Source organism: Pseudomonas sp. PS02302, assembly GCF_029959585.1.
GTDB lineage: Bacteria > Pseudomonadota > Gammaproteobacteria > Pseudomonadales > Pseudomonadaceae > Chryseomonas > Chryseomonas aestiva.
The window spans coordinates 1-11,537 of the sequence record NZ_JASCON010000019.1 but is presented as its reverse complement, the minus strand read 5'-3'; the positions used below and the strand labels follow the sequence as shown (position 1 = coordinate 11,537).

At 61.1% G+C, this 11,537-nt stretch carries 18 protein-coding genes; all 18 read left to right on the top strand.

Annotated features, from left to right (window positions below; genetic code table 11):
- Positions 1–734 precede the first annotated feature (734 nt).
- Positions 735–1,112 carry a hypothetical protein gene (locus QMX82_RS08820; RefSeq protein ID WP_282282428.1) on the top strand — a complete coding sequence of 126 codons (378 nt, stop codon included), beginning with the start codon at positions 735–737 and terminating at the stop codon, positions 1,110–1,112.
- Between the two features lie 320 nt (positions 1,113–1,432).
- A complete protein-coding gene (locus QMX82_RS08815) occupies positions 1,433–1,852 on the top strand; it encodes a hypothetical protein (RefSeq protein WP_282282426.1) in 420 nt (139 codons plus the stop codon).
- A gap of 76 nt (positions 1,853–1,928) precedes the next feature.
- Positions 1,929–2,105 (top strand): hypothetical protein, encoded by a 177-nt coding sequence (locus QMX82_RS08810; protein ID WP_178118486.1) that lies wholly within the window; start codon positions 1,929–1,931, stop codon positions 2,103–2,105.
- Position 2,106: 1 nt separating this feature from the next.
- Positions 2,107–2,232: a hypothetical protein gene (locus QMX82_RS08805; RefSeq protein WP_256664731.1), complete on the top strand. Its 126-nt coding sequence runs from the start codon at positions 2,107–2,109 to the stop codon at positions 2,230–2,232.
- 123 nt (positions 2,233–2,355) lie between these two features.
- Positions 2,356–2,640, top strand: a complete 285-nt coding sequence (locus QMX82_RS08800; protein WP_282282418.1) for a hypothetical protein — start codon at positions 2,356–2,358, stop codon at positions 2,638–2,640.
- Entirely contained in the window at positions 2,637–2,762 is a 126-nt protein-coding gene (locus tag QMX82_RS08795; protein WP_282282416.1) for a hypothetical protein, read from the top strand. The genes QMX82_RS08800 and QMX82_RS08795 overlap by 4 nt, the downstream gene beginning before the upstream one ends.
- 299 nt (positions 2,763–3,061) lie before the next feature.
- Positions 3,062–3,280, top strand: coding sequence for a hypothetical protein (locus tag QMX82_RS08790; RefSeq protein WP_282282414.1), 219 nt, complete (start codon positions 3,062–3,064; stop codon positions 3,278–3,280).
- 103 nt (positions 3,281–3,383) lie between these two features.
- Entirely contained in the window at positions 3,384–3,854 is a 471-nt protein-coding gene (locus tag QMX82_RS08785; RefSeq protein ID WP_282282412.1) for an STY4534 family ICE replication protein, read from the top strand.
- A gap of 142 nt (positions 3,855–3,996) precedes the next feature.
- Entirely contained in the window at positions 3,997–4,164 is a 168-nt protein-coding gene (locus QMX82_RS08780) for a hypothetical protein (RefSeq protein ID WP_167497031.1), read from the top strand.
- Between the two features lie 51 nt (positions 4,165–4,215).
- On the top strand, positions 4,216–4,440 hold the full coding sequence (locus QMX82_RS08775; protein WP_158897093.1) for a hypothetical protein: 225 nt from the start codon (positions 4,216–4,218) through the stop codon (positions 4,438–4,440).
- 117 nt (positions 4,441–4,557) lie between these two features.
- Positions 4,558–4,989, top strand: a complete 432-nt coding sequence (locus QMX82_RS08770) for a hypothetical protein (protein WP_282282407.1) — start codon at positions 4,558–4,560, stop codon at positions 4,987–4,989.
- A gap of 65 nt (positions 4,990–5,054) precedes the next feature.
- Positions 5,055–5,609 (top strand): hypothetical protein, encoded by a 555-nt coding sequence (locus QMX82_RS08765; RefSeq protein ID WP_282282405.1) that lies wholly within the window; start codon positions 5,055–5,057, stop codon positions 5,607–5,609.
- Positions 5,610–5,689: 80 nt separating this feature from the next.
- Complete coding sequence (locus QMX82_RS08760; RefSeq protein ID WP_282282403.1) at positions 5,690–6,394, top strand: ABC transporter substrate-binding protein; 705 nt, start codon at positions 5,690–5,692, stop codon at positions 6,392–6,394.
- Between the two features lie 284 nt (positions 6,395–6,678).
- A complete protein-coding gene (locus tag QMX82_RS08755; protein WP_282282401.1) occupies positions 6,679–7,311 on the top strand; it encodes a DUF3275 family protein in 633 nt (210 codons plus the stop codon).
- Positions 7,312–7,387: 76 nt separating this feature from the next.
- Positions 7,388–7,753, top strand: coding sequence for a hypothetical protein (locus tag QMX82_RS08750; protein ID WP_282282399.1), 366 nt, complete (start codon positions 7,388–7,390; stop codon positions 7,751–7,753).
- A gap of 65 nt (positions 7,754–7,818) precedes the next feature.
- Positions 7,819–8,397, top strand: coding sequence for a hypothetical protein (locus QMX82_RS08745; protein WP_282282397.1), 579 nt, complete (start codon positions 7,819–7,821; stop codon positions 8,395–8,397).
- 54 nt (positions 8,398–8,451) lie between these two features.
- Complete coding sequence (locus QMX82_RS08740) at positions 8,452–9,903, top strand: DUF6094 domain-containing protein (RefSeq protein WP_282282395.1); 1,452 nt, start codon at positions 8,452–8,454, stop codon at positions 9,901–9,903.
- Positions 9,904–10,165: 262 nt separating this feature from the next.
- Positions 10,166–11,537, top strand: a 1,372-nt coding sequence (locus QMX82_RS08735; protein WP_282282393.1) for an SNF2-related protein, incomplete at its 3' end; no start/stop codon positions are given.

Sequence of the window (11,537 nt, the reverse complement as noted above, 5' to 3'; positions counted from 1 at the left end):
GGGCTCACAGAAGGTTCGGTGCACACTGTACTTCGGGCCAACCTGGTGTGTTGGCCCACACTGTTCCTCCCCTTCAGCTGCATTCGAAGGGTAGCCTGGTCCTCTCGGCATCGCCTGGTGGACGAGGCTACCCCTCGGGTAGCCCTCCTCTCTGCCGGTGCCCGCCGGCGCAAAAATGGGATCCTTTTGTGCGCGGATGCGTGCCTTGCGATTACTGGCCCTAGCCACGATAACGGGTCGGGTGAATGCGACGATCATCAGGACGGTAGGTCAATGCCCAGGGACCACCAGCGCCGGTGCTCACGCTCACAGGTGGCATCTTTGTCTTGAGCTTCACTAGCCTCACCCTCGCCGAGGCGCCTTGCTGCTAGACCCAGCGCTGCGCCTGGCGCGCTTCTCCTGCTTTCCTCCCCCTCGCTCGACCCCCGCTTCCGCTTTTGCCTCGCTCTGCCCTCCTTCCGCTTGACAGCCTTATCCGCCGCCTCCGATGATTGCCCCATGTTCCGCTGACGTCGTCAGCAACATGCCCAGGCAGCTCTGGATCTCAAGACTGCAACGTGGTCACCCACGTCGATCCGCACCCATAGTTCGCCAAGCTTCCGGAGGCGCGAACGGTTGACTGGTTCTACCGGTTGATGGAGGCACCTCACACATCTGCTCTACCTACCCAGCGGGGACACACTCCCCCGCCCGGGATCAGTGTTTCTCTGCATCATTCCTGCAGGAGAAACATCATGATTTCCAACCTTTCCCACACTGCTGCTTTCCCCACCAGCAACCGGGTAATGCTCGAACCCAACAAAAGCACGCTGTTCCAGCCTGTTTTGATCAGACAGCATGTCGATCAGCTGTATGCACAGTCCTGCGCTCGCTATACCACCTACGACACCATGGTGAGCAAGGGCTTCTCCGAGTCCATGCGCGAGGCGTTCAGCGAAGACGAGCAGGCGGACGAGAAAACGATGTTCGCTTTCAAATATGCCCGTGAGCGTTACGGCTATTTGAGCATCGACGAGCAGGAGCAACTCGATGAAGAACTGGCAGACGATGGGTACTGCACCCATGGCTTGACTTGGATGACCTGCCCCTGCGGTTGTTTCGAAGGGGACTGAAAGACACACATGCCCTCCTCCTGGAGGGCTTTTCTTGTCTGCTCGGATTGACAAGCGCGAGGCCCCTGCACATTCTTGAGCCATGTTCCGCTGACGTCGTCAGCAACATGCCCAGGCAGTTCTGGATCTCAAGACTGTAACGTGGTTACCCACGTCGATCCGCACCCATAGTTCGCCAAGCTTCCGGAGGCGCGAACGATTGACCGGTTCTACCGGTTGATGGAGGCACCTCACACATCTGCTCTACCTACCCAGCGGGGACACACTCCCCCGCCCGGGATCAGTGTTTCTCCGCATTACTCACCTGCAGGAGAAACATCATGACCACACCTACCCTGAGCTACCGCTTTGGCGAATCCGTCGGTACTGCCCTGCGTGAAGTCATTCGCTCCGTGCGTAATGCTCAAGCCCAGGCACGCACTGCGCGTCCGTCCATAGCACCGGCTGAACGTCATGTAGTCGAGTTTCCGCAACCGATCTTATCGGCACAGGATCTTGAGCTGATGGATCACGTGCCTGCGATGACACGCCGTGGTGGGATGGATCTTCACACGTGGTTCAACAAGAACACTCGCGAAGCCCAGCCTGAAAAGCCCAAGCGTGAGCGCAAGCCGCGCAAACCCAAGGCTGCCGCCTCTGCCACTGAGCCCGTCCAGTCGCCAGCGCCTCTAGCGCTGCGGCCGGGCTCCTTGGACCAGCTGATCGCCCCGTTCGACCCTGAGGTCGCACTGGCCAGCTGATTCACACCTTACCCACCCCTGTCGGGAAACCTCCCGTCAGGGCGGTTTTCCTGACGCCACAACTGAAAGGAAAGCCATGGCTTCGAAACGACTCGCTGCAATTGCAGACGACTTCCGTAAGGTTGGTACTACCGCCATGGGCGCGGCACTGATCGGTATTTTCCTGAGCGATCATCAGGTCCTCACGGTCTATACCTTCCTGTCAGGTGCTATACTCTGGCTCATTGGTATCTGCCTCACCCGGGAGGATTAACATGGACCAAACCACCTTTGGCGTCCTGATGTTGAGTGGCATGCTGGTGTTCTTCAGCGCTGTTGCGGTTTGGGCTGACTGGCCCAACGTGAAGCAGAAGGCTCAGAAGCTGATCCGCTCGCATTGATGCACTGATCTACCAAAGCCCTCCTCGGAGGGCTTTTTCATTTCCGAGGTATTGACAAGCGTTGACCCTCTGACACCTTAGGCCTGTCAGCCACCGAGAACTCTCCCACCATGGAGGCCTTTCATGGGACTTGATCTGGCGTTGTACCGGGCGTTGCGTTCCGTCGATATACCTGAAGATAAGGCAATGACTGTCGTCGATGCGTTGGAAGCTCACATACGTGCGCAGTGGGCTGCCAAGCCTGGCCTGACACAGCGTCAGTTAGATACCCAGCCAGATGTGTCACCGCCCCAATTGAGCACCAAGTCTGACAGCGACCCGATAGCGAGCAGATTTACGATCGACGTATCCCTCATGCTCATTGCCTTTGTGCTGATCTTGATAGCTGGGATGGGATCCACGATATGAGTCAGACCGCCTTTGGAATCACCCTCTTGTCGGTGCTGCTGATCGTCTGTGTTGGTACGCCTGTCTGGCTGGACTGGTCCAACATCAAACAGAAGGCATTAAAGCTGATCCGGTCGCATTGATGCACCGCTCTACCAACGCCCTCCTCGGAGAGCTTTTTCATCGCGGGGGTATTGACAAGCGATACGGCTCTGAACATTCTGAGGGTGTATGCCGCTGACGTTGTCAGCAACATGCCCCGGGCAGTCTCGGATCTCACGACTGCGATGCGCTCCAAGCGCATTGATCCAAACCCAAGTTCGCTAAGCATTCGGTAGCGCGAACGATTGACCGGCACCCCCGGTTGATGAATGCACCTTCCACCCACCCTCGACGGGACTCCCCGTCAGGGCCGGTCTCCGTCACATCCTGGAGACCTTCCATGAAAAGCGGTTTTGCGTTGTACCAGGCATTGCGCTCCATCGATGTCTCGGAAGACAAAGCAACTGCTGTTGTCGATGCTATGGAGTCCGATATGCAAACTCACCTTGCTACCAAGGCTGATCTCGCGCAGCTCGAACTCAAGCTCACCATCCGCATGGGCGTCATGCTCTCGGCCGCTGTTGGCGTCATGCTGACTGCGTTCAAGTTCATGCACTGACCTGGCACCACCCTTTCTGGCTACACCCACCCACGCGGGGAATACTCTTCCCCTCCCGGGCAAGGTGTTCTCCGTTTTCACCTCTTGAAACTGGAGAGTCACCATGAGCAACCAAGCCAACGAAAGCCAATACTTCGACCTGCACACCACCGGTATCGGTTACCTCAACCGCATCCGCGAAGTGAAACCCAAAGGCAGAGGCGCCAAGCCGTTTTTGGCTGTCACCGTAGCAGCCCTGTGCGGCAGCAAAGAAGCGGTGGAATACCGCTACATCGACTGCAATGTCGTCGGCGCCGAAGCTGAAAAGCTGGTTCGTCGTTGCATTGAAGCCGTCAACGCTGAGAAGAAGGTCCTCGTGTCCTTCCGCATCGGCGATTGCTGGGCTGATCCCTTCACCTACTCCTCCGGACCGAAGCAGGGACAACACGGCGCGAGCCTGAAAGGTCGTCTCCTGTACATCGGCTGGATCAAAGTGGAAGGTGAGTTCGTCTACGAAGCCAAACCGCGCGACGCAGCCTCGGCTGAGCAGCAAGGTACGGATCAAGGGAACGAAGGCGACCAATCGGCCGCTTGAGTCACCCTGCTCTTCCAGGCGCCCACTGGGCGCCCCTGCTCTACCTAGGCTTTGCCACTTTTCTCTTCGCACACCCATCCGGGGGCACCATCCCCGGACCGGGGCATGGTGATCTCCATTAGCTGAATTTTTGGAGCCCATCATGCAAGTCATCGCCACCATCAAGTCTGAGCTGCCCGCCCTGCCCATCGTTGCCGAAGTCTCCTATGACGATGCAACCGAAGAGCTGCTGAGCAGCGACCTGTTTTGCGACAACGCCTGGTTTCTGTTCGAGATGAACGCCACCAGCGCTGACCGCGTCCAGGCCTGACTGATCACACCTTATAGGCGCCCTCGGGCGCCTTTGTCTTTTGGAGGCCCCATGGGTACCGAAACCTCACCCGCTCACAGCAAGTTCGATCTTGACGACGCCGGCCACAACTACCCGTTGCAGGTCCTGCAGTCCCGCCGCGGTTTCTACCTCGGCACGCTGGACGATGAGGGCCTGCCCTTTAGCCGCGAGTCGAACGAATACTTCCGCAGCCACAAGGCTGCTGAACAAGCACTCAACTCAGGGAAGTGGACTCGGCATTCGCTGAGCATCTGACGACCTGAACACCACCCACCAGGGGCCTTTTCCCTGGTGGGATATGGCCCTGACGCGCCTTGGCAGTTGCCAGCTAGCTATCGATTGCTATGCTGCGACTTCAACAGGATGTGAACCATGCCATATAACCTTGTAATTTCAGGATGCGTCGAGTGCGCGGTCTTAAGCCTTGAGGCTGCCGGTCAAGCCCTCACCTTTTACCGAGCGCTAGGCCATAAGCCGCGGTTGTTTTACTCGATGTCCCTTGATCACCTTGGTGATGAGATTGATGACGCGGGTAAGCCCGTGCGCGAGCACATTTCAATGAACGCAGCGGAGTTTGCCGAGTACCTCAATAGGTTTCGTCAGGTCCGATACGCCCGCGATCACGATCTCGACTGCCCTACCGTACCTGCGCAGGTTTTCAGCGTATTCGGGACCTACAAAGGTCGTGAACGCCTGATAGCTGAGCTTCATTACCAGGACGAATCAGAGCAACCCTCTGAGATTCGCGTCCATACCCATTTGCTACGTGTCACCCAGGGCCTCATGGCGCTCGAAGACCTGTAGCAACACCTGACCACTAACCCAGAGGGGCTGACCCTCTGGGCAGCTCTTCGTCCGAGGAGCTGCATATGAACAATGATTCGACTTCCGGCACTCACACAATCACCGAACACTCCGGCCTGGTGGCCGTGCTAGCCGACCTGCAGCGTCACGGTTGGCGCGCAACCGAGCTTTGGGATGGCAAGGAATGGGGTCCCATCCAGGCCACCTGGTCCGTTGATGAGGTAGCCGAGCAAGCAGCGGAGACCGAGCTGTCCCGGGTGCGCTTCCTATCGGAAAACCATGCGGGTTACGAAGGCACGATGCTGCTGATTTGGGGCAACAGTCCCATTGAGCTGATCGCCGACTTGACCATGACTCATGGCTTCGCTGAGGCCGTCGAACGTGCTCAGCGGACGGTCTGGCCACATTACCCGGACGATGAAGCTGCCATCCGCTGGGCTTGCCCAAAATGCGGATCGGCTGATGTCTCGGCAGAAGGTGGCGTAGAACCCCCTCACCCTGTGACACATTCGCTCGAGGATGATGAAACCGCCTGCGACGACACCTGCGAGATGACCTGCAATACCTGTCAGCATCAGGACAGCGCCATGTTCTTCGCTGAGGATCTAGACCAGCTGTAACCCTTCTTAACCGAACGCTACCACTACACAACCCAGAGGGGCCGACCCTCCGGGCGGCTCCTCGTTTCGAGGAAATGCCCATGACAACGCTCAACCCTTTCATCCGCGGTTACCAGGACCTGTACATCCGCCGCGAGCTCCTGATCACCTATGACGATCACTTCCAACCCTGCTACCGGCAGATGCCCGAGGAGCAGAAAGATGCAGCCGACCAACAGGTGGTAGGCCACTTCTGCATCTTCAACGATACCCATGCTGTGGCGGTCGAGCCTGGTGAAGTCACAGAAGACCAGCACGCCCTATACCCGGCCAACGGGCAGATACGCGCCGTGGTCTACGCGGTCCGGGCTATGGAGAACGGCCAGGAGCTTCACCTCGGCGACACGGAAACGCTGGAACGGGCCCAAGGCCTGCTTAAGCGCATCCAGTTCGAAACGGGCTTCTACAGCCGCTCCTTCGAGATCACTTCAGCGCACTTGCCAGATGACGAGTGGGACGAGCTGCAGGACCTGGTGCAGCACGCTGATACCCACTTGCTGCTGTTCGAGTGCTTCACCCTGCCAGACAGCGATGCCGTCGGCTTCAAGCTTCACGGCACACCCTGGACGGACGAGCATCTGAACAAGCTGGAAGGGTTCGGACTATCGGCCCTGCAGGCCATGCACCACGAAGAAGGTTTTATGCCGGAGACCATACGGGTGCTTGGCCTGGCAGGCCAGGCCGACGTAAGGATCCTGATCCTCGATCCCAATGGCTTCCTCCTCGAAGGTCTGCCTCAGTTCTAACCCTCCTGTCAGGCGCCTCCGGGCGCCTTTCTTTTGTCAGGCCTATTGACCAGCTACAGCGCCGCTTTCAGAATTCATCCCACATGCCGCTGACGTTGTCAGCCATGCCCAGGTGGTCAGGATCTCAAGACCACGGCGCCCCGCGCTGATCCAACCCCAAGCTTGCCGAGCATCCGGTAGCGCAAGCGGTCGGCTCCGCCGATGGATGCACCTTTCACCGTTTTCTCCCACAGGGTACCCATTCCCTGCTGGGCATGGCGTGCCCCCTATTCACGAGGACCGCCATGATCAAGATCCCCGGCCATCTGGCCATCCGCACCATCCAGGGACGCAACGGCGCCTTCAACGTCGGCCGGCTCTCTACCTCTATCGGCGAATTCGTCATCAAGGACGCTGTGCTCGAGCAACACGTGGAGGGCAAGTACCGCGGCGAGTTCGTCATCACCGAGATACGTGCCTCGTCCTACAGCACTGGCGGCCGCCTGGTCATCGAGATTCGCGCGCGCCTGGACAGCATGGTGCTCGAGGACCTAGACACCCTGACGGCCTACGACAACGCGCAGATCGATGCGCAGTCGCCGGATCCGCTCGATGAAGAGCAACCTGTCGCGGCGCCCCTGCCGAAGGCTCGACCACAACCCGCTCGTCCCGCCAGGTCTGCCAGCACTCTGGTAGCGCCTGCAGACGACACCGCACCCTTCGGGATGCCGGCATCACCAGCAGCTTCTCCGGTAACGCCTGCGCCTGATGTCGATGAAGCTGACCAGGAGCTCTTCGGCACCGTCTGGCCACTTGGCGAGACCGTGCGGCTGGACTCAACGGTCGACCGGCAACGCCTCCGGCAGCAATGCCAGCGGTTGGGCCAGTTGGGCTACACCATGGACTTCAAATCGCAGGCCTGGAATCGCGCGGCCTGACCTCACCCTCACAACCACACCCGGCTGGGACCTCTCCCAGCGGGAAGGCCTGGCCATCACCACAAGGACCTTCCCTATGGGCTGGCTGTTTTCTCACCCCACGCGCGATGCGCTGATCTCCGAACTCACCGCCAACGGCGAAACCGACAACTGCACGCGCACGGTCCTCGATCATCACCTGGTCGATAACGTGCTGTGGCAGATCGTGAAGCTGGTACCCAAACGCGATGGCGTCTTTCCCGGCGTCGCCGCCGGTGAGGCTTGCGTCCTAATCGGTTGCGACCTACTGGACGTTCACGGGGGCCGTTGGGGCCATAAGTCACTGGATGAAAGCTCGGGCCCCTTCTACTGGAGTTGCCCGCTGCACTTCCTGCCCAGGGCTACCCACGGCATCAATCTCGAATGGCGCGAAGGCGTCCGGCGATACCACGCGGCGCGCTGAGCGTCCTCTCTCACCCACCTCGGGGCAACCGCCCCTAGGCGCGTTGCCTCCACAAGGAGCTGACGATGCCCCTCTACCCTATCGATGAGTGCCCCGATCTGCTGGTGGACGCCTGTGTCTGCGATGAAGAACGGCGGCTGATCTTTCTCTCGGCCTGGGGCCGCGACACCGCCGTCCAGGAATTCCTGGCCAGGCTCACCTTGGGACGCAGCGAAGGCGGTCTCGAGCAATTCCACCTAGTCCAGAGCGGCCGCAGCCTGCCGGTCTTTCCGGACGCCGAGCGACTGGAGAAACGCACGACCCGCCAACTGCGCGGCACCCTGTTTGGCAGCCTGCTTCACGTCTGGCTGTTCGACGGGCGCTGCGCGATACCGGATCGTGCCAATCACCTGGCCTACGCCCTGGTGCGCGACAACATCGACCCCCTGGCCAGTCTCTGGCCGCTGGTGGTCAACACCTGCCCACTCCCACTCCTGCCGCACTGGCAGGAACCGGTCATGGAGCTGCTCCTGCAGGAGCAGATGCTCGAGCGCCTACCCGGCGCCCTGGGCGACCTGGCCGGCTGGCGACTCCGACTCAAGCTCGACGAGCTGCAGTACCACCTTGGCCAGCGCATCCGCGCCGGTCAGCTCACCACCTCCTGATTGGGCTGCTTGCGGCCCCTCTTCCCTCACTTTCCCAACACTGGAGCTCCGACCATGGCCCTGATGTTTCCGCGCCTGGCGCGCAACTTCGCCAAAGCTGGCTACTACCCCACCGACGAGGTCACGCTCGAACGGACCCTGCAGGCCCTGAGCCCTGCCTCCACCGGCACCATGCGGATCCTCGATCCGTGCGCCGGTGAAGGCGTGGCCCTGGCGGAAGCTGCTCATACCCTAGGGCGTGAGCGCGTCAAGGCCTGCGCGGTGGAGTACGACCGGGAGCGTGCCGAGCACGCGCGCGGCCTACTCGATCGCGTCCTGCAGGGCGACCTGATGGACACCATCGTCACGCGGCAGGCCTTTGGGCTGCTCTGGCTCAACCCCCCCTACGGCGACCTGGTCGCCGACCACAGCGGCGCCACCCAGTATCAGGGCAGCGGCCGCCGGCGACTGGAGAAGCTGTTCTATCAACGCTCGCTACCGCTGCTGCAATACGGCGGGACCCTGGTGCTGATCGTGCCGCACTACGTTCTGGACGATGAGCTGTGTGGCTGGCTCTGCAATCACTTCACCGGCCTGCAGATCCATGCGGCCGCGGATCCGACCTTCAAACAGGTGGTGATCTTCGGCATCCGGATTCGCCGGCAGGATCTGGCAAGACCTGCCGACGTCAAGGCAACCCGAGAGCGCTTTCGTGCGATCGGCAGCGGCGAGACCTCGGCTGAACCGCTACCGGAGGTATGGCTCGGGGAGCCCTATGGTGTGCCGGCCGCCGTCACGGAGCTGGAGCACTTCTACCGGGTCACCTTGGAGCCTGAGCAGCTTGCCTTGGAGACAGGTCGACTGGGCGGACTCTGGAGCGACTTCACCCTGCACTTCGGCCAGGCTGGCCAAGTACCACGACCACCGGTCAAGGCGCTGTCGCAATGGCACCTGGCCCTGGCTCTCGCAGCCGGGGCGATCTCGGGCGTGGTCACCTCTCCCAATGGGCGCGTCTTGGTACTCAAGGGCGACACCTACAAGGAAAAGGTCAGCCGCACCGAATTCACTGAGGATGAGGACGGCAATGTCCTGGAGTCGCGGATCCTGACCGACCGTTTCGTGCCCGTGATCCGGGCCTGGGACATGACACCGGGATCTCAGACGCTGGGACAGGTCCTGACCATCACCTCGGCGACGGCAGCGACCGAGCCACCACCACCTACAGCACCTGAACCGCTCCGGCTACCGGCTGGACGCTTCGACTCTGGTCGGATCGTCATGACGGCAGCGGTGAGCGAGCGGGTGGAGCGCGGTGAGCTCAACCCCGTGACCTACCTGCGGCGTCACCTGCAGGCGGACTGGGGCGAGCTTGACCAAGAGGACAAGCACAGCAACGACCAGGCTCTGCGCCTGGGCAATCGGCTGTTCTCCAGCTACGACACCCCGATGTCCGATGAGCCCCGGCTCTGGATCATCACCGAAGCCGATCGCAGCGTGACCACGCTGCTGTTGCCCTCGGACTACTAAGGAATCTTTCGAGGCGCGTCTCCTAACAGGGATCCACAGAAGACCACCATGAGGAACAAGCCGAGATTACCTGCGGCGAGGACCCTCAAAATCAACTCGAGATTAACCGTCATCTGTAGTGCCCCCGGCACTGATCCTTTACCGCTTTACTGAAAGTCAGCCGTTACAGACCCGCAATTCCACTAATTGATCAATCACCGCCCCCTGGGTACGCCGATACCCATCCGGGGTCGGCCGTGCCCGCCTCTCCAAGGAGATCCACATGACCGACCTCAACGCTGGCCAACCGGCCCTGCTCACCACCGTCAGCCTGACCGATTTCATCGCCGAGTTCGGTGAGGGTCTGCTCGACTCCCTCAACCGCTCCAACCCACCGGTCTATGCCGGCGCCGCTCACCCCGGGCGCCAGGCCGTGATGGCAGGTCTCAAACGCACACCCTTCCCGGCGCAAGCCGATGTCGTCCAGGCGATCGCCGCGCTGCTGCTCGACCGCGGAGAACAGGCCGGCATCATCAACGCCGAGATGGGGACCGGGAAAACCATGATGGCCATTGCCGTGGCAGCTGTACTCCACGCCGAAGGCCACCGCCGCACCCTGGTCGTCTCGCCGCCCCACCTGGTCTACAAGTGGCGGCGCGAGATCCTCGAAACCGTCCCAGGCGCGCGCGTCTGGGTGCTCAACGGACCGGACACCCTGGTGAAGCTGCTCAAGCTCCGCCAGGCCCTGGGCGAGCCGTACGATGGTCGCCAGGAGTTCTTCATCCTGGGCCGTGTGCGGATGCGGATGGGCTTTCACTGGCGGCTGGCGTGCGGTACGCGCCGCGCCGCCGGTGGACGGCGGCTGGCCTGCTGCACGGACTGTGGTCGCGTGCTCGAGGACGAGGAAGGCAACTACCTCACCCTGGAGGACTTCCAGTGCGAGGAACGGCGCCGGCAGTGCCCGAAGTGCAAGGCGCCCCTCTGGACGCTGATGCGCCCGGGCAAGGCCGCCGGCGGTGACAGGCGCAGCGTGATCCTTAAGTCGATGTGTCGCATACCCACCATCGGCCCCATCCGGGCCGAGAAGTTGGTGGCGGACTTCGGCGAAGAGTTTCTCGCCACGATGCTGGCTGACAACGTCCACGAGTTCATCAATCTGATGGACGCCAAGGGCAACTTCGTCTTCAGCGACCGCCAGGCCAAGCGCATGGAGCGGGCGATGGCCAACCTGGAATTCGGCTTCGGCGAGGGCGGCTACCAGCCGACCGAGTTCATCAAGAGGATGTTACCTCAAGGCTATTTCGACCTACTGGTGGTGGACGAGGGACACGAGTACAAGAACAGCGGTTCGGCCCAGGGCCAGGCCATGGGAGTGCTGGCAGCGAAAGCGCGCAAGACGCTGCTGCTGACGGGCACACTCATGGGCGGCTACGCCGACGACCTGTTCTACCTCCTGTTTCGGATCCTCTCCCGGCGCATGATCGAGGACGGCTACCGACCGAACGCGCGTGGCAGCATGGCCCCTGCAGCCATGTCGTTCATGCGCGACCACGGCGTGCTCAAGGACATCTACACCGAGCGCGACAGCCAATCGCACAAGACGGCCCGGGGCAAGAAGCTCTCGGTACGGACGGTGAAGGCCCCAGGCTTCGGCC